The 22,927-nt window shown below is 43.9% G+C and carries 22 protein-coding genes and 1 tRNA gene; 16 read left to right on the top strand and 7 right to left on the bottom strand.

Features of this window, described 5'->3' with window-relative positions:
- The 4 genes from EO130_RS06120 to EO130_RS06105 all read left to right on the top strand — a co-directional run bounded on the left by EO130_RS06120 (position 1) and on the right by EO130_RS06105 (position 2,650).
- A complete protein-coding gene (locus EO130_RS06120; protein ID WP_127140653.1) occupies positions 1–441 on the top strand; it encodes a 3-hydroxyacyl-ACP dehydratase FabZ family protein in 441 nt (146 codons plus the stop codon).
- A 77-nt stretch (positions 442–518) separates the two neighbouring features.
- Positions 519–1,793 (top strand): beta-ketoacyl-[acyl-carrier-protein] synthase family protein, encoded by a 1,275-nt coding sequence (locus EO130_RS06115; protein ID WP_127140652.1) that lies wholly within the window; start codon positions 519–521, stop codon positions 1,791–1,793.
- Positions 1,794–1,811: 18 nt separating this feature from the next.
- Positions 1,812–2,063, top strand: coding sequence for an acyl carrier protein (locus EO130_RS06110; RefSeq protein ID WP_127140651.1), 252 nt, complete (start codon positions 1,812–1,814; stop codon positions 2,061–2,063).
- Positions 2,063–2,650, top strand: a complete 588-nt coding sequence (locus EO130_RS06105) for a 4'-phosphopantetheinyl transferase family protein (protein WP_127140650.1) — start codon at positions 2,063–2,065, stop codon at positions 2,648–2,650. Before EO130_RS06110 ends, EO130_RS06105 begins: the two co-directional genes overlap by 1 nt.
- A gap of 145 nt (positions 2,651–2,795) precedes the next feature.
- Here EO130_RS06105 and EO130_RS06100 read toward each other — a convergent pair whose 3' ends face one another.
- On the bottom strand, positions 2,796–3,479 hold the full coding sequence (locus tag EO130_RS06100) for a metal-dependent hydrolase (protein ID WP_127140649.1): 684 nt from the start codon (positions 3,477–3,479) through the stop codon (positions 2,796–2,798).
- A 176-nt stretch (positions 3,480–3,655) separates the two neighbouring features.
- Here EO130_RS06100 and EO130_RS06095 point away from each other — a divergent pair, with 176 nt between their 5' ends.
- Together EO130_RS06095 and EO130_RS06090 are read left to right on the top strand one after the other, a co-directional pair.
- Entirely contained in the window at positions 3,656–4,069 is a 414-nt protein-coding gene (locus EO130_RS06095; RefSeq protein ID WP_127140648.1) for a 6-pyruvoyl trahydropterin synthase family protein, read from the top strand.
- A 27-nt stretch (positions 4,070–4,096) separates the two neighbouring features.
- A tRNA-Val gene (locus tag EO130_RS06090) sits at positions 4,097–4,171 on the top strand.
- 12 nt (positions 4,172–4,183) lie between these two features.
- Here the strand turns inward: EO130_RS06090 and EO130_RS06085 are convergent.
- On the bottom strand, positions 4,184–5,455 hold the full coding sequence (locus EO130_RS06085; RefSeq protein WP_127140647.1) for a UDP-N-acetylmuramoyl-tripeptide--D-alanyl-D-alanine ligase: 1,272 nt from the start codon (positions 5,453–5,455) through the stop codon (positions 4,184–4,186).
- 70 nt (positions 5,456–5,525) lie between these two features.
- Positions 5,526–7,175 (bottom strand): gliding motility lipoprotein GldJ, encoded by a 1,650-nt coding sequence (gldJ, locus tag EO130_RS06080; protein ID WP_127140646.1) that lies wholly within the window; start codon positions 7,173–7,175, stop codon positions 5,526–5,528.
- A gap of 391 nt (positions 7,176–7,566) precedes the next feature.
- On the opposite strand from gldJ, the gene porV reads away from it, so the two are divergent.
- From porV to EO130_RS06035, 9 genes are all read left to right on the top strand, one after another.
- Positions 7,567–8,733, top strand: a complete 1,167-nt coding sequence (gene porV, locus EO130_RS06075) for a type IX secretion system outer membrane channel protein PorV (protein WP_127140645.1) — start codon at positions 7,567–7,569, stop codon at positions 8,731–8,733.
- A 77-nt stretch (positions 8,734–8,810) separates the two neighbouring features.
- Positions 8,811–9,302, top strand: coding sequence for a cytidine deaminase (gene cdd / locus EO130_RS06070; RefSeq protein ID WP_127140644.1), 492 nt, complete (start codon positions 8,811–8,813; stop codon positions 9,300–9,302).
- Between the two features lie 81 nt (positions 9,303–9,383).
- A complete protein-coding gene (gene pdhA / locus EO130_RS06065) occupies positions 9,384–10,382 on the top strand; it encodes a pyruvate dehydrogenase (acetyl-transferring) E1 component subunit alpha (protein ID WP_127140643.1) in 999 nt (332 codons plus the stop codon).
- 4 nt (positions 10,383–10,386) lie between these two features.
- Positions 10,387–12,033 carry a pyruvate dehydrogenase complex dihydrolipoamide acetyltransferase gene (locus tag EO130_RS06060; RefSeq protein ID WP_127140642.1) on the top strand — a complete coding sequence of 549 codons (1,647 nt, stop codon included), beginning with the start codon at positions 10,387–10,389 and terminating at the stop codon, positions 12,031–12,033.
- A 79-nt stretch (positions 12,034–12,112) separates the two neighbouring features.
- The gene (locus EO130_RS06055) at positions 12,113–13,057 is read left to right on the top strand and encodes a M28 family metallopeptidase (RefSeq protein WP_127140641.1); all 945 of its coding nucleotides are present in this window, start codon (positions 12,113–12,115) and stop codon (positions 13,055–13,057) included.
- 105 nt (positions 13,058–13,162) lie between these two features.
- Positions 13,163–13,840: an SDR family NAD(P)-dependent oxidoreductase gene (locus EO130_RS06050; RefSeq protein ID WP_127140640.1), complete on the top strand. Its 678-nt coding sequence runs from the start codon at positions 13,163–13,165 to the stop codon at positions 13,838–13,840.
- A 45-nt stretch (positions 13,841–13,885) separates the two neighbouring features.
- Positions 13,886–14,485 carry a SprT-like domain-containing protein gene (locus EO130_RS06045; RefSeq protein ID WP_127140639.1) on the top strand — a complete coding sequence of 200 codons (600 nt, stop codon included), beginning with the start codon at positions 13,886–13,888 and terminating at the stop codon, positions 14,483–14,485.
- Between the two features lie 63 nt (positions 14,486–14,548).
- On the top strand, positions 14,549–15,628 hold the full coding sequence (locus EO130_RS06040) for a mannose-1-phosphate guanylyltransferase (RefSeq protein ID WP_127140638.1): 1,080 nt from the start codon (positions 14,549–14,551) through the stop codon (positions 15,626–15,628).
- A gap of 3 nt (positions 15,629–15,631) precedes the next feature.
- Positions 15,632–17,086 carry a DUF389 domain-containing protein gene (locus tag EO130_RS06035; protein ID WP_127140637.1) on the top strand — a complete coding sequence of 485 codons (1,455 nt, stop codon included), beginning with the start codon at positions 15,632–15,634 and terminating at the stop codon, positions 17,084–17,086.
- Between the two features lie 8 nt (positions 17,087–17,094).
- Here EO130_RS06035 and EO130_RS06030 read toward each other — a convergent pair whose 3' ends face one another.
- The 3 genes from EO130_RS06030 to EO130_RS06020 all read right to left on the bottom strand — a co-directional run bounded on the left by EO130_RS06030 (position 17,095) and on the right by EO130_RS06020 (position 20,536).
- Complete coding sequence (locus EO130_RS06030; protein WP_127140636.1) at positions 17,095–18,921, bottom strand: metallophosphoesterase; 1,827 nt, start codon at positions 18,919–18,921, stop codon at positions 17,095–17,097.
- Positions 18,922–19,031: 110 nt separating this feature from the next.
- The gene (locus EO130_RS06025; RefSeq protein ID WP_127140635.1) at positions 19,032–19,799 is read right to left on the bottom strand and encodes an ABC transporter ATP-binding protein; all 768 of its coding nucleotides are present in this window, start codon (positions 19,797–19,799) and stop codon (positions 19,032–19,034) included.
- Positions 19,799–20,536, bottom strand: a complete 738-nt coding sequence (locus EO130_RS06020; protein ID WP_127140634.1) for an MlaE family ABC transporter permease — start codon at positions 20,534–20,536, stop codon at positions 19,799–19,801. Before EO130_RS06020 ends, EO130_RS06025 begins: the two co-directional genes overlap by 1 nt.
- A gap of 116 nt (positions 20,537–20,652) precedes the next feature.
- Between EO130_RS06020 and pafA the strand changes: the two genes are divergently transcribed.
- A complete protein-coding gene (gene pafA / locus EO130_RS06015) occupies positions 20,653–22,329 on the top strand; it encodes an alkaline phosphatase PafA (protein WP_127140633.1) in 1,677 nt (558 codons plus the stop codon).
- A gap of 5 nt (positions 22,330–22,334) precedes the next feature.
- On the opposite strand, the gene EO130_RS06010 is transcribed toward pafA, so the two are convergent.
- A partial coding sequence (locus tag EO130_RS06010) for a T9SS type A sorting domain-containing protein (RefSeq protein WP_127140632.1) occupies positions 22,335–22,927 on the bottom strand: 593 nt, incomplete at its 5' end.

Genomic DNA, 22,927 nt, shown 5'->3' with positions numbered 1-22,927 from the left:
ATGGAGGCGGAGGAAATCATAGCATTATTGCCCTATCAATCCCCATTTTTGTTTGTGGATGATATCGTTGCCGTTTCGGAAAATCAAATTACAGGGCACTATACCTTTAAAGAGGATGAATTCTTTTATGAAGGTCATTTTAAGGACAACCCTATTACCCCGGGTGTAATTCTGACGGAATGTATGGCGCAGATCGGTTTGGTTTGTTTGGGCATGTATTTGGTTAAGGATGAGTTGAGCAACAGTCAAAAACCACAGATTGCCTTGACCTCCCATCAAATGGATTTTTATTTGCCCGTCTTACCAGGCCAAAAAGTCATTGTACATTCCGAAAAGGAGGTATTTCGATTCAATAAATTGAAATGTAAGGTAAAAATGCTGAACGAAAAGGAGGAACTTATTGCAAGAGGGGTGATTTCGGGAATGTTGAAAGTGAAATAGGTTTAATGTTTTAGGTAAACTGTCAAAAAAGTGCTGTTGTCACGCTGAGCTTGTCGAATCCGAATCAATTTTCAAAAATGAAGAATAGGGTAGTTATCACAGGAATGGGAGTAGTTGCACCAAACGGTGTGGGTATTCCACAGTTCACGGAAGCACTGAAAAATGGAACTTCCGGTATCTCGTTCCATCCACAATTAAAAGAACTCAACTTTTCGTGTCAAATAGGAGGTATCCCAAACATCACCGAAGAATTAAGATCCCGCTATTTTACAGAATTACAGTTGCGGGGCTTTAATAGTTCCGGTATTTTGTACGGTTGCATTGCAGGTATTGATGCATGGAAAGATGCCGGATTTGATATGCATCCAGAGAGCGAGCTGGATTACGACTCTGGGCTTGTTTTTGGGACAGGCACATCAGGTGTGGATAAATTTAGGGAAGCCATTTATCAATTGGATGACGGTAACGTAAGGCGGTTGGGCAGCACTGTGGTCCTGCAGACCATGGGCAGTGGTGTTAGCGCTTATTTGGGCGGTATGCTTGGGCTGGGCAATCAGGTCACTACAAATTCATCGGCCTGCACAACAGGTACGGAAGCTGTTTTGATGGGATACGACCGTATTGCCGGCGGAAAGGCAAAAAGAATGCTAGTAGGTAGTTGCAGCGACCATGGACCCTACGTTTGGGGTGGTTTTGATGCCATGCGGGTGATGACCTACAAACACAACGACGAACCAGAAAAAGGCTCTAGGCCCATGAGTGCCACGGCATCCGGTTTTGTGCCAGGGAGTGGAGCGGGAGCCCTGGTTTTGGAATCTTTGGAATCTGCAATGGAACGTGGTGCAACGATTTATGCTGAGGTTCTGGGTGGAGAAGTCAACTCTGGAGGGCAACGCCAAGGGGGCACGTTAACGGCGCCCAATCCGGAGGCTGTGCAACGATGTATAAGACATGCCCTTGCGAATGCAAAGCTAAGCCCAGATGAGGTGGATGCCATCAACGGCCATTTAACCGCCACGTCCAAGGATGCCTTGGAAATTGAAAACTGGACCAAGGGATTGGGGAGAAGCGGTGAGGATTTTCCCTTTATCAATTCGACCAAATCATTGATTGGGCATTGCTTGGCCGCGGCAGGCGCTATTGAATGTGTGGCCAGTATTGTTCAAATTAAGGAACAGTTTATAGCGCCGAACATCAATTGTGAAGACCTCCACGACGACATCAAGGCCATGATTGCTGCAGCGAAGGTGCCGACCAAATCCATGAATCACCAAGTTGATGTGGTCGCCAAGGCCAGTTTTGGTTTTGGGGATGTGAATGCCTGTGTTTTATTTAAGCGATTTAAACCGTAACTTACCTTTCAAAAAAATATGAAGAAAGAAGAATTGATTGCCAAATTAAAACCCATCATTGAGCCCTATGTTCAAGACGCCGAAGCTTTCAAGAATTTGTCCGAAGACACGGATTTTGTGAACGACCTTAAAATCAACTCAGCAAATTTGGTGGACATCATCTTGGATATCGAGGACGAATTTGATATCCGTTTGGAGAACGAGGACATGGAACAAATGCTGGATGTAAAGTCGGCCATGAGCATAGTTACCACTAAAATTAGCAAGTAATGGTCGGCAATGACCTTGTTGATTTGAATGAAGCACTGCGCACATCCAACTGGCAACGGGACAGATTCCTGAACAAAATTTTCACCCTTACTGAACAGCAATATATCAAAGATGGCAACGATCCCTTTCGCATGGTTTGGCGATTATGGAGCATGAAAGAGGCTGCATACAAGTTATACACTCAAATATATCCTTGCCGCTTTTACCATCCTTTGGGGTTCGAATGCGAGGCCACCAATCATTCAGGAGCGGTTAAATTCAACAATTTCCAATGTTACATTGAAACTACGGAGACACCCAATTACATCCTGTCGGAAGCAAGGTTGAACCGACAAAACTTAGGTTCCACCATCATCAAATTTGGAAGTACGGGGCAAAAGCAAAGGAGTAGTGAGTTGAAGCAAAGACTACTCAGTTGTGTTGGTGATTCCTATCAGCTAACAAAGAACAAAATGGGAGTTCCCATGTTGACGAATGGGGAAAAACTACTTTCTGTAAGCCTTACCCATCATGGGAGCTATGGGGCTTTTGTGATCGACCATTGGTTTAGAAATGGCAACGTAAGTATAGGAAATGAGGCTGTCTAAAAGCAGTTTGCTTGTTAGTACGAGGGCAGTCGAGAACTTAAGGTGCATTGGTAACAAATGGATTTCGACAGCCTGCCTGCCGCAGGCGGGCGCATAACCTAAAAAAGCTCAAATATTACCACTTTTTAGACAGCCTCATGAGTCTTTAGATGGAAATGGATTCCCCAACATCGGGTAACATAAGTTTCTTGCTCTTCTTGTCGAAATATTCCACAGCTTTGGTTTTATCGATTTTGATAGGAGGGAAGGTATCGTAGTGACATCCTATGATTTGATCACATTGTATAAAATCACTTGCAATCGCAGCATCTTCATACCCCATGGTAAAATTGTCCCCGATGGGTAAAATGGCGATATCCAGCTTGGGGCAGGTCATGGGTATCAGCTCCATATCCTTGGTCAAGGCAGTGTCGCCCGCATGATACAAACAATGGGAGTCGTCAAAAAGTACAAATCCTCCTGGATTCCCACCGTTGCTTCCGTCTGGCAACATACTGGAATGGATGGCGTTTACGTACTTGGCCGTTCCAAAATCGAACATATACTTTCCACCATGGTTCATTCCATGTCCTTCAATGCCTTTTTCGGCAAACCAACTGACCACCTCAAAGTTGGATACCAACTTCGCCTTTGGATTGTTCTTTGCGACTGTCTCCACGTCAAGAACATGGTCTTGGTGCCCGTGGGTCACAAAAATGTAATCGACCTTTAGATTATCTATGTCAATTTCCTTGGCCATTTCGTTCCCAGAGATAAAAGGGTCGAACAAAATGGACTTTCCGTTCATCTCGATTAAAAAGGAGGCGTGTCCCAAATAGGTGATTTTCATAGTGTGTAATTTTATTTGTTGTTAGATGTGTTTTTCGGCTTAGAAATTTCAGGCATTTGCATAAAGTTAGGAATAACACCGTTCAATTTCAATGTAAAATCAAACGGATTGCCCTTTGGTGAAGAATTTTTTGGTTCCTCAATTTGGAATGCAGAAAAAGGGTTTAACTTTGCAGCATGATTGCGACAATTTGCAGAAAGGCCCATTTTAACGCAGCCCATAGGCTCCATAACCCCAAGTGGAGCAAGGAAAAGAACATTGAAGTGTTCGGAAAGTGCAACAGCCCAACCTACCATGGCCATAATTTTGACCTAGAGGTGCGTATTAAGGGCGAGGTGGACCCCGATACTGGGTTTGTAATGGACTTGGCCGATTTGGGCGCCTTGATCAAGGATGAGGTGGAGGAACGTTTTGATCACAAAAATTTGAACGAGGATTGTCCAGAGTTTGAAAACTTGCTCCCAACAACGGAGTATTTCGTAAAAGTGATTTACGATATTCTTAAGCCGAAGCTTAAAAAAGGACAATTGTTGCATATTACCCTGCATGAGACATCAAAGAACTCTGCGGAGTATGGAGATTGGGATTAATTTCCGATATTGCAGCCCGATTTTAATGGGATATTAGCTCAGTTGGTTTAGAGCGCTGCCTTGACAGGGCAGAGGTCACTGGTTCGAATCCAGTATATCCCACTTTTTCTTTCCCTATAAAATATCCAACACCCGCTCCAAGGCCATTCCTCTAGAACCTTTTATCAAAACAGCTCCCTTTTCCAACGGATTTCTTTGAAGATGCTTTTTTAGATCATCAAAAGATGGGAATGTTGCTAGGGACGTATCGGTGGCATTAAAGTTTTCGCCCACCAAATACGCTTGGTCAAACTGGAATTTCTCCACCATATCTGCAATCGTCTGATGTTCTGCGGCAGCCGTGTTGCCCAACTCGAACATATCTCCTAAAATAAGGGCTTTTCTGTCAGCCGCCATCAATACAAAATTCTCCAAGGCAGCTTTCATGCTCGTAGGGTTGGCATTATAGGCATCCAGGACAATATCGTAACCGTTTTTTGATAGGATTTGTGATCGATTGTTCTGTGGTGTGTATTCTTCCAAGGCCTGTTTGATGTCCTCCAAGGGGACATTGAAATATTTCCCGATTAGAACGGCAGCGCAGCAATTGGTAAAATTATACTTACCAATAAGCTGGGTTTGTATGGGCATGCCCTCCACCTGTAGCGATACATAGGGGTTTGCGCCTAGGTATTGGATGTTGTAATACGTAGGATCGCTGGTACTGAAACCTATTTTTTTGGTGTAATGCTCCAATTTTTCCTTTTGAATGGGGTCATCGGCATTTAGAAAAACGAATTTATCGTTGGAAGTCAAATGGGCGTAAAGTTCACTTTTTCCCAGAATCACACCCTCCACTCCTCCAAAACCTTCAAGGTGGGCCTTGCCAAAGTTGGTGATATAACCAAAATCAGGTTGGGCGATATCGCTTAACAACTCGATTTCCCCTTGGTGATTGGCCCCCATTTCCACAATGGCGATTTCGGTGTCGTTTTGAATGGACAACAAGGTCAATGGAACACCAATATGGTTGTTGAGGTTGCCCTTAGTGGCAATGGTTTGATATTTTTTGGAGAGCACGGCGTTGATAAGCTCTTTGGTCGTGGTTTTTCCATTACTGCCGGTCAATGATACAATCTTGGCATTGGATTGCTTTCTGTGAAATTGGGCCAGTTGTTGCAATGTGCTTAGAACATCATCACAAAGGATGCACCGGTCCCCTTGGAACGCTTCTTCGTCGATGATGGCGTAGGCGGCACCTTTTTGCAAGGCTTCCTTAGCGAAGGCATTACCATTAAAATTAGGACCCGTTAAGGCAAAGAACAGACAGTTTTCGGTGATTTTCCGAGTGTCCGTACAAATTGTGGGATGCTCCAAAAACAGAGCGTGCAACTCTTCCATTGTCATAAATCGAAGATAGAAAAAAAAGCCCCGACTGTAAAGGTCGGGGCTTTAATTTGCTTTAAAAGTTTTTTATCTATCTCGCTTTTTTATGGCGAACTGTCTTGTTTGATTTTGATTTTGATCCTACTCTGGACATGGCGCACCTAAAGCCAATATCGTCGGTTGCCATATATTGTGGCAAGTATCTGCGTTGTGCAGGATCTAGCCAGTAGGCCCTGTCTCTCCAAGATCCACCTTTGTATACGCGTACCTCGTTGTTGATCAATGAAGTTCTGTAGTTGGATTCATCATATTGACGCACCAATTCACCATCTTCGTTGCGCTCTACCTTGTGTTTGGGTGAATCGTACATTTTTTGGTTGTCGTCCTCATCGGCAAAACGGCTAAAGAATCGGGAAGAACCTGGGTCACCGTCTCTGAATCCACGGTTGTCACTCTTGTCAAAGTTGGTTCTCAAATAAGTTTCTTCTTCAGTTACGGGTACTTCTTTGATTTCTCCTGGAAGGTTGATGGCAACGATTTTTCCGTTAGGCAAGGTGTCGTAAACGATTTTGTCCTCTAATATCTCTACTTTTCCATCTTCTCCGATTGCTTTTTTCATGAAGACGTTACCACGGTAGTAGTTGAAGTCACTGATTTCGTCATCTACAATAGGACGGTATACGTCGGCCACCCACTCGTTTACGTTTCCGGCCATGTCATATAGGCCAAAATCATTGGGTTTGTATGATTTTACTTGGGCAGTAATGTCGGCGCCGTCATCGGACCAGCCTGCGATACCGCCGTAGTCACCTTTTCCTTGTTTAAAGTTGGCCAATTGGTCTCCACGGCCTACGCGTTGTCCATTACGGGTGTAGTCGCCTTCCCAAGGATATTTTTTTCTACCTCTGTAGTTGTTGTATTCCCTTGTTCCCACAAGTGCTTGAGCGGCATATTCCCACTCTGTTTCGGTGGGGAGTCTATATTCTGGCATAATCACACCGCTGCTTCTTTTGGCAAAGGTGTTGATGGAATCTCTTTTTTGTTTTCCTTGCAAGGAATCTATTTGACCGCCATAAACAGATTCTGGATTGTTCAGGTAAGCCTCTGTGCTGAACGTACCGCTGATTTCGCCGTTCAATACTTTGTATTTTGCGTCCTCGGCAAGGTATCCTTCCCTTTCCAACATAACCTCGTTCACCCTATCGGTTCTCCATTCGGCATATTGGGTCGCTTGAACCCAGTTCACACCTACCACAGGATATTCCGCATAGGCTGGGTGTCTAAGGTAGTTATTGGTCATGGTTTCGTTAAAGCCCAATCGGTTTCTCCAGACCAAGGTATCAGGGAGAGCACCTTGATAGATGTTGGCATATGTTGGGTTGTCCGGAGGATAAACCTCTTTCAAATAATCCAAATATTCTAAGTACATCACGTTGGTTACCTCGGTTTCGTCCATATAAAACGACTGCACGTGCTGTTGCGTTGGCGTATTGTTCCAATCGTGCATCACGTCATCCTGGACTTTACCTTTGGTAAAAGTTCCACCCTCTACAAATACGGTTCCTGGTGGTGTTTCTTGCTCCTTGAAGTCAGAATTGTATTGAAATCCGCCTTCTTTGGCATTGATTTTCCATCCAGTGGCTCTGGAAACATTCTTGGATGAAGAAGAGTTTTTACAACTGGAAAAACCTCCCATTACTACGGCGCAAGAAAGTACAACTTTGATTAAGTGTTTTTTCATAATTTGGGCTTAAGTACTTTAAAACCTGTGCTTTTCACTTCAGGTAATTTAGTCTTGTTTTGATTTTTTAAACCTTTGATGGCATTAGAACGATGTTTTTACCATTATATTTTGTGCACATCAAATATTTCTGGACATGCTTTATTTCTGAACATGCCACATCATTGTAACGGTGTTTGGTGCCAATTAGTATAGAAAGAATACTTTTTAACGGAATGGGAAAAGTTGTAGGCCTACTTTATTACCATTTAACCAAAATACCGACGTTTTGGACGATTAACATTAAAATTATGTGTCCAGATATAAGATTTTTGTCAAAACACCGTTTAACTTGTACTGTTTCAAAAACATTAATTGAAACGAGGACTAGACGAATTGCTAAAATTTTAGAATGAAAAAGTTATTGATCGTGGTTGCTTTCCTGATAATGGCAACGCAACTTAGTGCTCAGCAAGAAAGAGCAATCACCACAGCTGTTCCATTTTTGACCATTGCGGCCGATGCTAGGGCCTCAGGTATGGGCGATATGGGTGTGGCCACGTCTTTTGATGTGTATTCACAACAATGGAACCCCGCTAAATATGCATTCGCCGACCGTAAAATGGGAATCGGTGCCAGTTACACCCCCTATTTGGAAAGCATCGTCAACGATGTTTCCCTATTGAATGCCAACTTTTACAATAAATTGAACGACAGAAGCGCATTTGCCATTGGTTTGCGCTATTTTGGTTTGGGTGAAATCGAATTGCGACAAACCTTTGACCAAACAGCAACCATCGTCAAGCCCAACGAATTTGCTTTGGATGGGTCCTACGCCCTCAAACTAAGTCAGTCTTTTTCCATGGCCGTGGCAGGACGCTTTATCAGTTCCAATCTCAGGTTCCAGGATGGTACGCAAGATTCACAAGCCGCCAATTCATTTGCGGTCGATGTGGCCGGTTTTTACCGTTCCCCAGAGATTGCCTATCAAAATTTTGATGGTCGCTGGAGAGCAGGATTCAATATCTCCAATTTAGGAGGTTCCATCCAATACGATGAGGGTGGACAGGAAAACTTTTTGCCCACCAACCTCAAATTCGGTGGTGGTTTTGATTTTATTTTCGACCAAGACAATATATTGGCCATCAACACGGAGTTCAACAAACTGTTGGTGCCAACGCCAAGGGATTTCGTAGGTGTAGATGGTAATCCACCTGCAGATGGTCAGATTACTGCAGAGGATAATGATGTTTATCAAAATATAGGATTTTTTCAAGGTGTTTTTGAATCCTTTGGTGACGCTCCCGGTGGATTCAGCGAAGAGTTGAAGGAAGTAACATGGGCGCTTGGAGCAGAGTACCGATTTAGGGAAGCCTTCATGTTGCGCAGTGGTTATTTTAACGAGAGTGAGGAAAAAGGTTCTAGAAAGTTCTTTACCCTTGGAGCAGGATTTAAGTACAAAACAGCACAAATCGACCTTTCCTATCTATTTTCAACATCCCAAGTTAGAAACCCATTGGAAAACACCTTGCGATTCTCGCTTAGGTTCGATATCGGTGAGGAGTTCTACAACGATTAAAGCACCACAAAATACATCGCATAAAAAAACCTGTCCTCGGACGGGTTTTCTTATTTTTGGAATACACTCTACATCGCATGTTAAAAAGGAAAATTGCTTTTGATCTGCTCATCTTCGATAAGCTATCAGACTTGTCACAAAACGACCAAAAATTGTTAAAGGATGCCATAGCGGCCCGTTCCAATGCCTATGCGCCTTATTCCAAGTTCAAGGTAGGTGCAGCGGTGCTTTTGGAAAATGGTGAAGTTGTAATAGGCAATAATCAGGAAAATGCCTCCTATCCATCTGGGCTTTGTGCCGAAAGGGTGGCGGTTTTTCAAGCTGGGGCTAGGTTCCCAGGAGTTGCCATCACGGCCATAGCCATTAGTACCTTGCCATCTGAAAGGATAGGGGCCACACCGGCCGCACCTTGCGGTAATTGTAGACAGTCCATTGTGGAATACGAGCAGAGGCAGCAGTCACCAATATCCATTATAATGGGCTCGGAAAAAGGCCAGATTTATAAATGTAGCTCCATGGGCGATATATTGCCCTTGGTCTTCGATGGCTCATTTTTGAATGATTCTTAATTCAAATCTTTTTCCAAAACAGATATATATGTATTTTTGCTGTCCCCAACCACAGGGAAAATTCATTTAATACTACTGTAGATGAAAAAAATCACCAAAGAAGTTTACCTTAAATGGTATGAGGACATGTTTTTCTGGAGGAAGTTCGAGGATAAACTTGCCGCTGTGTATATTCAACAAAAAGTAAGAGGGTTTCTTCACCTGTACAATGGACAGGAAGCCGTTTTGGCAGGAGCTCTCCATGCGATGGACCTTGAAAAGGACCGCATGATCACCGCTTACCGAAACCACGTTCAGCCGATAGGGATGGGAGTGGACCCAAGAAAGGTAATGGCGGAACTTTACGGAAAGGTAACGGGGACCTCCAAAGGAATGGGAGGCTCCATGCACATATTCTCCAAAGAACACCGCTTTTATGGTGGACATGGTATCGTAGGAGGGCAAATTCCTCTAGGAGCCGGTTTGGCATTTGCAGACAAATATTTTAAAAGAGACTCTGTGACCCTTTGTTATATGGGTGATGGGGCCGTTAGACAAGGCTCCTTGCACGAGGCCTTCAACCTGGCCATGTTGTGGCAATTGCCTGTTGTTTTTGTATGTGAGAACAACGGTTATGCCATGGGAACTTCTGTGGCACGTACCTCACACTCCACCGATATCTGGAAACTAGGTCTTGGTTACGAGATGCCCTGTGGCCCTGTGGACGGAATGGATCCTGCCATCGTAGCGAAAGAAATGGACAAAGCCATTGAGCGAGCTAGAACCGGAGGTGGGCCCACTTTCTTGGAGATGAAAACCTATAGATATCGTGGTCACTCCATGTCGGATGCGCAGCATTACAGAACAAAAGAAGAAGTAGAAGAGTATAAAAAGATAGATCCCATCACTCAGGTAAAAGACGTAATCCTTGAGAAAGGATACGCTACTGAAGACGACCTTAAGAAGATTGACAAGAAGGTGAAGGATTTGGTAAAAGAGTGCGAGAAATTTGCCGAGGAGTCGGACTTCCCTCCATTGGAGCAATTGTACGATACCGTTTACGAGCAAGAGGACTATCCATTTTTACAACATAAACTATAATTAGATGGCAGAAGTAATCAACATGCCTAGATTGAGCGATACCATGGAAGAAGGAACCGTGGCGAAATGGCTCAAGAACGTAGGGGATAAAGTCGAAGAAGGAGATATTTTGGCCGAAATCGAGACCGATAAGGCTACCATGGAATTTGAATCTTTCCATCAAGGAACGTTACTCCATATCGGAATACAAGAAGGAGAAGGAGCCCCGGTTGATTCACTTTTGGCGATAATAGGTGAAGAGGGAGAAGATATTTCGGGTCTATTGAACGGCAGTTCGGAAGGCGGTTCAGATGCCTCAAAAGAAGAAAAGGATTCAGAGCCGGAAGCAGATGATAGTTCGGATGACGACAGCGAAGCAGCAGAGATTCCTGATGGAGTTGAATTAGTGACTATGCCCCGTTTGAGCGATACCATGGAAGAAGGAACCGTGGCCAGCTGGTTGAAAAATGTCGGTGATAAGGTCGAAGAAGGCGATATTTTGGCCGAAATCGAAACGGACAAGGCGACCATGGAGTTCGAATCGTTCTACGCAGGAACCTTGTTGCACATCGGAATCCAAGAAGGCGAAGGAGCTCCCGTTGATTCACTTTTGGCCATTATTGGCCCAGAGGGAACCGATGTGGATGCCGTCCTAAAAGCACAGTCATCCGGTGGTGCCAAGAACAAACCGAAGAAGGAAGCTTCCAAGGAAGAAGAGGCTTCAACTACTGAAGAATCTTCCCAAAAAACGGAAACTACAACGACTGCACAGGACGGTCAGCGCATATTTGCCTCACCATTGGCCAAAAAGATAGCCGATGAGAAGGGTATCAACCTAGCCGATGTAAAGGGTACAGGAGATAATGGAAGAATAGTCAAAAAGGACATTGAAAACTTCAAGCCATCGGCACAGCCAACTGCTCCAGCTGCATCCGATAAAGCAGGAGAGTCTGCTGCTCCAGTGGCACCAGTAAGCTTGCCAGTAGGTGAGGAAAGTGTAGAGGAGGTCAAAAACTCCACTATGCGCAAAGTAATTGCGAAGCGTTTGGGAGAATCCAAATTTACAGCACCACATTACTACCTTACCATTGAGGTGGATATGGACAATGCAAAAGCATCCCGTGCGCAGATCAACAATTTACCCGATACCAAGGTGTCGTTCAATGATATGGTGTTGAAAGCGTGTGCCATGGCCCTCAAAAAACACCCTCAGGTAAATACCACCTGGAACGGGGATACCACCATTTACAAGCATCACGTCCACATGGGCGTAGCTGTTGCTGTAGATGAAGGTTTGGTAGTTCCCGTCATCAAATTTGCGGACCAAATGACATTGAGCCAATTGGGCAGTGCAGTTAAAGACTTGGCAGGAAGGGCCAGAAGCAAAAAAATCAAACCGGAAGAAATGGAAGGCAGCACCTTTACCGTTTCCAATTTGGGTATGTTCGGTATTCAGGAGTTCACTTCCATTATCAATCAGCCCAACTCGGCCATTTTATCCGTAGGAGCGATTGTGGAGAAACCCGTTGTCAAAAATGGTGAAATCGTGGTGGGAAGCACCATGAAAATTACCTTGGCCTGCGACCACAGAACGGTTGATGGTGCCACTGGTGCCCAGTTCCTTCAAACGTTGAGGGCCTACTTGGAGAATCCAGTGACCATGTTGGCATAGACATTCCATAACTTATACATAGAAAGCATCCTTTTCGGGATGCTTTTTTTATCTTTAGAACTTTCAAAAAACAACAGGGATGAAACTATTGTATTCTATTTTTGCCGCACTGGTCATGGTAAGTTGCGGTTCTGGTCAAATGACCCAAACCCCGTTTGCTCCAACTACTGCCGAACGTGTTGGTGATATGATGAACTACTTGGCAAGCAACGACCTTAAAGGAAGAGAGGCCGGAAGCGAGGGCATTGAAATGGCGGCCGTTTATATTGAAAATTACTTCAAGTCGTACGGGCTTACACCTTATTTTGAAAGTTACAGGGATACCCTTTCCAATTTTAATAAACCCGCCTACAATATAGTGGGTATGATAGAGGGAAACGACCCTGAATTAAAGGATGAGTTTATTCTGATAGGCGCACATTACGATCATATTGGAGCGGTAAAACCTGAAAATGGCGATGCGATTGCCAATGGGGCCAACGACAACGCCTCAGGAACCATTACTGTCTTGGAAATGGCCCGTTATTTCGGAACACAGAAAACCAACAAGCGTAGCCTAATTTTTGCCTTGTTCAGTGCAGAAGAGAAAGGTCTTCTGGGGTCAAAGCACCTAGCCAAGAAGTTAAAAGAGCAGGGTTTGAACCTATACACCATGCTCAATTTTGAGATGACAGGGGTTCCGATGCAGGACAAGGACTATTTAATGTATATTACAGGATACGAAATGTCAAACTTGGCAGAGGTGAGTAATGAGTATGCGGGAGAAAACTTGGTCGGGTTTTTACCAACAGCAAAAGAGTTCAATCTGTATCAGCGGTCGGACAACTATCCGTTCCATGAGGAGTTTGGTGTGCCTTCCCACACTTTCTGTACTTTTGATTTCACCAATTTCGCATTTTATCACAAACCCGGGGATGAACCGGCGTTGATGGATTTTCAGCATATGTCCACCGTGGTGAACAAGAGCATCCCAGTCATTGAACAAATAGCTAACGCAGCCAGTCAAGACATCAAGTTAAACTAAGTTAGAATATCGCATTGAGCGTCTGCCTAATAGATAGTGAGGCGGTCCAAATGCGAAGGTTTTTCAGATTTCCAACGTTGGGGGAATTACAAAAGCAATATAAATATGGCCAATATCATAATAACAGGAACAAGCAGGGGAATAGGATTTGAACTGGTGAAACTTTTTGCAAGGGAAGGACATCAAGTGTTGGCTTTGTCCCGTAATGATGCACCCGTAAAGAAGCTCAATTTGCCCAATGTAGACTCCTTTCCCTTTGATTTGGGCAATCCAAAGGACTATCAAAAACTATTGGACTTCTTGAAAGATTGGCACGTGGTGGATGTCCTCATCAACAATGCCGGTAGCTTGTTGAATAAACCTTTTTCCGAAACGACCACAGAGGAATTCGAAAGGGTTTACAAAGTAAATGTCTTTGGGGTGGCCGAGATGACAAGAGCTGTTTTGCCTATGATGGGTCAAGAAGGCCATGTGGTAACGGTGAGTTCCATGGGCGGAGTACAGGGCAGCATGAAGTTTCCTGGACTTTCCGCATACAGTTCCAGCAAAGGGGCCGTGATTACGCTAACCGAACTTTTGGCCGAGGAGTACAAAGAAACCGGACCCAGTTTTAATGTGTTGGCCTTGGGCGCGGTACAGACTGAAATGTTGGAGGAAGCCTTTCCGGGGTACAAAGCTCCCGTTACCGCCTTGGAAATGGCGACCTATATCAAGGATTTCGCATTGACAGGGCAAAAACTCTACAACGGCAAGTTGCTGCAGGTGAGCAATAGTACGCCGTAGGAACAATGTGAAGGGGATATATCGATAAACTATATCTTTGTTACTGTGAACGACACCCTTCAAAAATATCTTCCAGAGCTTGCCGTGGCACCCTGTTTTGAATTGATCAAAACCCACGGTGTGCACTTGAAAATTGTGAATCACCGCGTCACCCGGCATGGAGATTATCGTAGATTGCCCAATGGACTTCACCTTATTACCGTAAATGCCTCGCTGAACAAATATCGATTTTTGATCACGCTCGTGCACGAAATCGCCCATTTGGTGGCCTTCGAAAGCTATGGTCGTCGAATAAAACCGCACGGAATGGAGTGGAAGCGTACCTTTCAGCATTTAATGGTACCCTTTATTCGACCAGAAGTATTTCCGTCACAATTGTTGCCCATCATAGCGAACCATTTTAAAAACCCAAAGGCGAGCAGTAGCACGGATGCTAGGCTCTCGATTGCATTAAAAGCTTTTGATGAGCAGGAACGGGAACATCATTATGTATATGAATTGCCGACAGGAAGTGTTTTTAGGTTGTATAATGGCAGGTTGTTCAAAAAAGGAAACAAAAAAGTAAAGCGGTATGAATGCGTGGAATTGTCCACTGGGAGAGTATATTTGTTTCAACCGAATGCCGAAGTGGAATTGGTTGAATGAACCGTTCGTAGTGAAACATCAAAATAGATTCCTGCCTGCGCAGGAATGAAAGAACATATACAAATGAACAAGAATTATTACGCCGTATTGATGGCCGGGGGAGTAGGTTCCCGGTTTTGGCCCGTGAGTACATCCGCCAATCCGAAGCAGTTTCACGATATGCTGGGAACGGGAAGAACTTTGATCCAAAAAACGTTTGATCGTTTAAATCGATTTATTCCCACCGAGAACATTTTGATTTTGACCAATGAGCGTTACAACGATTTGGTATTGCAGCAGTTGCCCATGGTTAAACAAGACCAAGTGGTTTTGGAGCCTGCCATGCGAAATACCGCACCTTGCATTTTGTACGCATCCTTAAAGATTCAGAAAATGAACCCCAATGGGGTGATGATCGTGGCTCCAAGCGATCATTGGATAGAGGATGAGGCTGCTTTTGAAAACGATGTGATTGCCTGTTTTGATAAGTGTCAACAGGAAGAAGCCCTTTGTACCTTGGGCATACAGCCAACATTCCCTAATACAGGATTTGGTTATATCGAATTTGAAAAAGGAAGTGACGACAACTTGAAAAAGGTGTCACAGTTTCGTGAAAAGCCGGATTATGAAACCGCTAAGGAATTCTTGGCACAAGGAAACTTTTTGTGGAATGCAGGAATTTTTATGTGGAGTGTGGAGACCATCGTGAATGCCTTCAAACAGTATCAGCCAAGTCAATATACATTGTTTGAAAAAGGAATCCCTGCTTACAACACAGACAACGAGACGGCCTTTATTAAAGAAAACTATGCCATGGCGGAAAACATCTCCATTGATTACGCTATCTTGGAACAATCCAAATCCATTTATACGTTGCCAGCAACATTTGATTGGAACGATTTGGGAACTTGGGGTGCACTGTACGATAAGTTGGATAAGGACCCAAATGACAATGCAGTCGTGAATGCCAAAGTACTTTTGGAAGACGCCAAGGGCAACATGATCCGCACGCCAAAGGACAAAGTGGTCGTAGTGGATGGTCTGGAAGATTACATCATTGTGGATAAAGAAGACGTACTTTTGATTTATCCGAAGGATAAACAACAGGACATTAAAAAAGTATTGAACCAAGTAAAGGATTCGTTCGGGGATCAGTTTGCATAATACATGAGTGAAGATCAAAAACAAGTGGATACCTCTCCAGGTCAGGATAGCGGCGATGAGGTGAAAAAGGATTTTAAGGGGCTGTTGGGGAGTATTCGTAAGTTCCTCTCCGATCTATTGGAAATTCGTTCCAATACCGATGCAGCCGCCACCAAGGAATCCATTATAGCGGATATCCCTTTTAAAGGACATACCTCTTGGATTCTCGTGTGCTCCATTTTTATTGCATCCATTGGGTTGAATGCAAACTCCACCGCGGTGGTTATCGGAGCGATGCTTATCTCTCCTTTGATGGGTCCCATTTTAGGGATGGGCATGTCGCTGGCCATCAATGATATCGATACACTGCGACGATCGCTTAAAAACTTCACGGTAATGGTTACCTTGAGTGTCATCACCGCATTTTTGTTTTTTTACCTGTTTCCCTTAAGGGATGAGTCCTCTGAGTTGCTTGCGCGTACCAAGCCCGATATTCGGGATGTGCTCATTGCATTTTTCGGTGGACTGGCTCTGGTGATTGCCCGGGCCAAAAAAGGAACCATCGCCAGTGTTATTTTCGGTGTGGCCATCGCCACGGCCCTTATGCCACCCCTCTGTACCGTTGGTTTTGGACTTGCTATTGGGAAGCCTTGGTATGCTGCGGGGGCCATGTACCTGTTTATCATCAACACCATATTTATAGGATTGGCCACTTTTTTGGTCATCAAGTTCTTGAGGTTCCCCATGGTGCGTTATGCCAATTCGCAGCGGAGAAGACTTATTGCACGTTTGGCCTCTATTACCGGAATTTTGGTAATGATCCCTGCAGGATTCACCTTTTACAATGTATTCCAGGAATCCCTTTTTATGAAACAGGCCCAAAGCTTTCTTCAGGAAACTGTGGAAATATATCAATTCAATGGTGCTGGCAGGTATGTGGACAATCTCACTAAACTGGAGTATGTGGATGATGGTACTTCCCTGATAGAAGTGGTGTTCATGGGCGATGAAGCGGTTCCTGAGAATGTCGTCAACACATGGCGTACACAGAAAAATCAATATAATAGGCTGAAGGATGCGGAACTTCACATCATTCAAGGAGGGAAAGATGATTCTGAAGAAAAGTTCAATTATGTGAGCGAACTGTACGAAAAGAACAAGGCAGAACTCTTGAACAAGGATGAGCAAATCAGGTTGTTGGAGGAAGAGGTGGCCAGTTTGACCAAGAATGTAGGCAAACAAGTGCCTTTTCAGGACATAAGTGCCGAGGCAAAAGCAAATTATGAGAACATTGAGGCTCTTGGATTTTCCTACCAGCTGCGTACCGATTTCAAAAAGGTGGATACCATTCCTGTTTTTGAAGTGGATTGGAAGAACGATGTCAGTGCTGCCCAAAAGCAAGCCGACACCAAAAAGATGCTAGCCTGGCTAAAACTTCGTTTGCAGGATAGCACCTTGGTCATCAAAGAGGCCGAATAAGCCAGTTGCTAGTTTTTGAAAAGCATTCCTGACCCCGGAATATCGCTATTCTCTGTCCAAGCCGGAAACCAAAAATGTGTAGTCGGCTCTTCATTGGCATCAAAATCATAATAGCCCACACCCAATCGCAACGAATTCCATGGGCCATTGCTCATCTCTTCCAAATATGACATGGGTATGGCCATCTCCAGCTGTGCTCCGGTGGCCGTCTTTTTTAAGGCAGATGTGACAGCAACGGGAAGGGAGTCCTCATTATAAATAGGGTTTTTCGATTTGAAGGTTCTCAAAAAGGCCAACCAATCGGTCCCACGACCTTCACCTCCATTAAAGGCACTGATATGGAGCGGTCTGCCGTCCAAACCAACTATAATCGCATCTTGATTCCAATAGGAGCCTTCTTCCTTGATATAAAAATTATTGTCTTGGACGTCGATAGCAACATAAAAATAATCCTTATCGTAGGCAGTGGTGAATTTCATTTCGAAGTCTTCCTTTCCGTCAAAATCAAATGGAGAACCTTCCATATGTTCCACGGCAATCCACTCCCTGTTCTTCCATTCGCCCAGGTCGCCGTCCAATTTAACGTTTTGGATGGTTTCCACCCTATTTTTATAAAATGGCAGATACCGTAGGTTGGAGGAGAACCGAACATCGGGTTTTTCGTCGAACTCGTAGGTCACCTCCGCTTCAATGTTCATCGCTGGGAGACGGTTCAAATCCTTTTTTTCAATATTTTGGATAGTAAGCCCAAAGATGGCGACATCGTTAGGTTCTACAGTGATTTCTGTTTTTTCAAATTGATAGAAAAGATCACCATGCGTGATTCCCTTAAGGGAAATATGCATTTTTGTGTCTGAATTGTTGGTCGCTCTTACTGTTGTTTTGATTTCTTCGGTGCTTCCTTTGTTCACATAAACAGGCTCTATTTTTACAGGAAAAGGCTGGTTTCGTACCAAATCCACAATTTCTTCGGTAACTACGTTCTCGTCCCAAATACCGTCCAAAAACAGATTGGCCAAAATGGGCCCCTCATCTGTCATGGTGACCCACACAACATGGTCGAACTCTCCATACGCTTTGCCTCTTAGCCTGCTTCCGCCTCCCGTGGTAGCCAAGGCGATGTATTTCCCATTGTTTCTTTGGGTTTTCCAATAACGATGGTAGTGGCCAGCAAAAACGTTGTGAGGCCTGTCTTGAAGTAGTTTTTCCACATCGTCCCATCTTTTGGTGTCTTCCTGCACCCACAAAGGTTGATGTAAAAAGGCCAAGGTCCATTTTACATCCTTGTTATCTTCCAATACTTTTTTAATGTATTCATACTGTTCATCGTCTATTGTCCCTTTACCAGCACCCCTTAGGTTATCTTCTGAATTCAAACAAAGAAAAAGCACATCCTTATAAATAAAATGATAGTATGATACACCGAACATTTCCTCCCATTTCTTTTCCATGACCTCGTTGGTGATGTCGTGATTGCCCGGCACATAAAAGAAAGGAGCTTCAAGTTCCGAGATGAAGCCATTGAATTCCTTCCATTCTTCATTTAGTCGCACAGTGTCCTGGGTGTATCCTTCGATAAGGTCGCCTACACTCATCACGAATTCAGGCTGTAGTAGGTTCAATTTTTTTATGCCTGTTGGAAAGACACCGGGCCTATGACCTCCAGTCCTGTCCGTAACGATAGCGAACTGAAATTGCTCCGGAGAGGCATTCCAATCGATATGGTTCCAAGGTTTCTGCTGGCTCGGAATGTCGACATAGATGACGGGTTTGTTCTGTGAAAATGTGGCTGACGTGAAAAGAAAACAAGCGAAAAGAAGTGAAAGTCGATACATGGTTGATTTTTACCGAAAAGTGATGATTTTTCGTTAACTAAACCCAACTTTCAAATTAAGATTTGGTTAATATTAAACGGTATAGGAGAGATTGTAGCCGTACTGCCGATTCAATTCCGCTCTTCAATGTACATCTGTCTCACTTTTTTGAACAGTTCTGAAGAGTAAACAAAGTTGGTCACGGCCTCGTTATCGGTCTTGAAAATTTCCTTATTGGTCCCTTCCCATTCCTTTAAGCCATTTTTTAGAAAAATAATCTTTTCCCCGATCTCCATCACAGAGTTCATGTCGTGGGTATTGATTACTGTGGTGATATCGTATTCTTGGGTAATTTCTTGGATAAGGTTATCAATCAGCATGGCAGTTTTGGGATCAAGTCCCGAATTCGGCTCATCGCAGAACAGGTATTTGGGGTTCATTACAATGGCGCGGGCTATGGCGACCCTTTTTTGCATTCCTCCAGAAATTTCGGCGGGAAATCTTTTATGGGCATCCACCAGATTTACCCGTTTCAATACAAAATCTACTCTGTCTTGCTTTTCCGACTGGGATTGGTTGGTGAACATATCCAATGGAAACATCACATTGCCTTCCACGGTCATGGAATCAAAAAGGGCACTTCCTTGGAATACCATACCCATTTCTTGCCTCAAATTTCTTCGTTCCTTTATGGAAAGTTCGGAATAGCAGTTACCGTCGTAGTAAATGTTGCCTTCGTCTGGCTCAAAAAGCCCCAGTAGACATTTGATGAAAACGGTTTTGCCCGATCCACTCTGTCCAATGATCAAGTTGGTCTTCCCTTTTTCAAATTCTGTGGAAATACCTTTTAATACGTGGTTATCCCCGAAGGATTTGTGTATGTTTTCTACCTGTATCATTAGCCCAGCAACAATTGCGTTAGTACATAATTCGCTATAATAATCACCACACTGGTCCATACAAAGGAGGTGGTACTGGCTTTTCCGACCTCGAGGGCACCACCTGTCATGTAAAACCCATGGTATGAGGGTACCGTTGCAATCACAAAAGCAAACACAACCGATTTGATGAATGCATAGGTTACATGGTACGAATCAAAATCCATTTGTAGTCCCTGTATAAAATCCCCACTTGGCGCAAATCCACCAAATACTGCGGCAACCCATCCACCCAAAATGCCCACAAACATTGAAATCGCAACCGCAAAGGGATACATCATGGTTGCAATAATTTTTGGAAAAACAAGGTAGTTCAATGAGTTGATGCCCATCACCTCAAGGGCGTCAATCTGTTCGGTAACCCGCATCGTTCCAATGCTGGATGTTATGTAAGACCCAACTTTTCCTGCCATGATGATGGAGGTAAAAGTGGGGGCAAATTCCAAGATGACAGATTGCCTCGCTGCAAACCCAATAAGACTCTTAGGCAAGAGAGGATTGGTTAGGTTCAGGGCTGTTTGTATGGTAACAACTCCACCAATAAAAAAGGAGATGAAGATGATGATGCCCATGGCCCCAAAGATCAACTCATCAATTTCCTTGAGGATCAAGGTTTTCATGATGCGCCACTTGGTAGGTTTTTTAAATACTTCCCATATCATGATGAAGTATTTTCCAATCGCTTCTAGGTATTTCATGCGTTTAATGGACTTGAGATGATAAAAATAAGAATATTGTGCAGCATTTAACCTTCATTTAAATTTTTAAACGGGAGAAATCTATAGTTTTGCTCTTATTTGAATAAATCTTTTGTATGAGAACTACTAACCTTATCCTATCTGTTTTGGCTTTGTGCATGATCAGTTTAACCTATGGACAACGCAGAAAAAACAACGCGCCCGAACCTGAGCCTGTACCAATTGCCCATTCTCCTAAATTGGTTGTTGGTATTGTGGTGGACCAAATGCGATACGATTACCTTACCCGCTTTTGGAATCAGTATGGAGAGGGAGGCTTTAAGCGATTGGTTAATGAGGGATTTAACTGCAAGAACAATCATTTCAATTATGCGCCGACCAGCACAGGTCCTGGTCATACCTCAATTTATACGGGTACTACTCCTGCGGTACATGGTATTATTGGTAACGATTGGTTCGATAAGGAATTGGGTAAGGACGTCTACTGTGCCGGTGATGACAGTTATGCATCCGTTGGCACTACTTCGAATTTAGGACAAATGTCCCCACATAGAATGTTGACCACTACCATTACCGATCAGTTGCGTTTGCACACCCAAATGCGCGGAAAGGTGATTGGAGTGGCCCTGAAGGACAGGGGTGCTATATTGCCCGCAGGACACACTGCGAATGCAGCCTATTGGTTTGAAGGTGGCGAAACAGGAAATTGGATAACAAGTTCTTACTACATGGACGAACTGCCACAGTGGGTGGCCGATTTTAACGCTTCCGATAAGGTTGAAACATACAAAAAGCCTTGGACTACGCTAAAACCGATTGAAACTTATGTTGAAAGTGGACTGGATGCCAACAATTATGAAGGATTGCAGAAAGGTGAAACCAGTAATGCCTTTCCACATGATTTGCCGGCCATTTGGGATCAGAACGGTCAGTTCGATTTGATCAGGAGAAGCCCTTATGGAAATAGCATCACGGCCGATTTTGCCTTGGCCGCTTTGGAAGGAGAGGATTTGGGAGCGGATACCATAACCGATTTCTTGGCCATCAGTTTTTCCAGCACGGATTATGTAGGACATTTTTTTGGGGTAAATTCCAAGGAAATTGAGGATACCTACATTAGATTGGACCAAGACTTGGCCAGAATTTTATCCACTTTGGACGAGAAAGTGGGCAAAGGTGAATACACCGTATTCCTGACCGCCGATCATGCCGCAATCCATGTGCCATCCTACTTAATGGATTCAAAGATTCCCGCGGGATATTTGGATATGGGTGGCATGCGCGAAAAGTTCAATACATTTCTACAATATACCTATGGAACCACTGATGTAGTCCGAGACTTGTCCAACTATCAACTGTTTTTGGATCATACCATTTTGGCCAATTTGGATATTGATTTGGATGATGCTCAAGAAGCTATTGCCAAGGAACTGCTATCCTACGAAGGGATTGCGCAGGTATACACAGGTCAACAAATGTGGGAGAACCAATATACCCATGGGATTCCTTATATTTTGCAGAATGGCTACAACCAAAAGCGTTCTGGTGACGTGCTTTTGGTGCCCAATGTAGGCTATATTTCGTACAGCAGAACGGGTTCCACGCATGGATCGCCCCAAATTTACGATACCCATGTGCCTTTGCTTCTTTATGGAAAAGGCATTCAACAAGGAAGTACCGTGAATCGCACGGAGATTTCTGATATTGCTCCTACGATTGCAACCTTATTGGGAATCGCTTTCCCAAATGGTACAACTGGACAACCTATTGGTGAGGTGATGAAATTTGATTAACTACTTTAGATTCGATTAATAATTATTTTTTTAACTACTCTTTTGCTCATTTCATCCTGATAAATAAGGAAATAGATGCCATTGGCGAGTGATTGAATGCTTAGTTGGTATGTATTTGGTTCGCTAAATACCAGCCTTTTATTTACATCATAGATTTCGACCAAGAATTGGTATTTGTCCCCCTTTTCAATGTGGATGAAATCCTTGGCAGGGTTGGGGTAAATAAATATCTCATCGCCACGTATTTCCATGGGCTCGGGTTCTATTGGTTCCACCGAAGGTGTTACTTCGATGATGCCATCGCAATTTTCATCAACTTGGTTACCTGTGATTTCAATAGCGTCTGGGTTGATGTTGGCGTTGTTGTCATCACAGTCCTCGGCAGTATCAAAGTTGTCACCGTCAAGGTCATCATCAGGAGTGGTGGGGTCACAGTCATCGTCGATACCGTTGTATGGGATTTCTTCTGCATCAGGGTTGATGTTAGCGTTGTTGTCATCACAGTCCTCGGCATTATCAAAGTTGTCACCGTCAAGGTCATCGTCGGGGGTGGTGGGGTCGCAGTCATCGTCGATACCGTTGTATGGGATTTCTTCTG

The sequence above is a fragment of the Flagellimonas marinaquae genome, from assembly GCF_003992675.1.
In the GTDB taxonomy this organism is placed as follows: Bacteria; Bacteroidota; Bacteroidia; order Flavobacteriales; family Flavobacteriaceae; genus Flagellimonas; species Flagellimonas marinaquae.
This window is presented reverse-complemented; position numbering and strand designations above follow the sequence as displayed.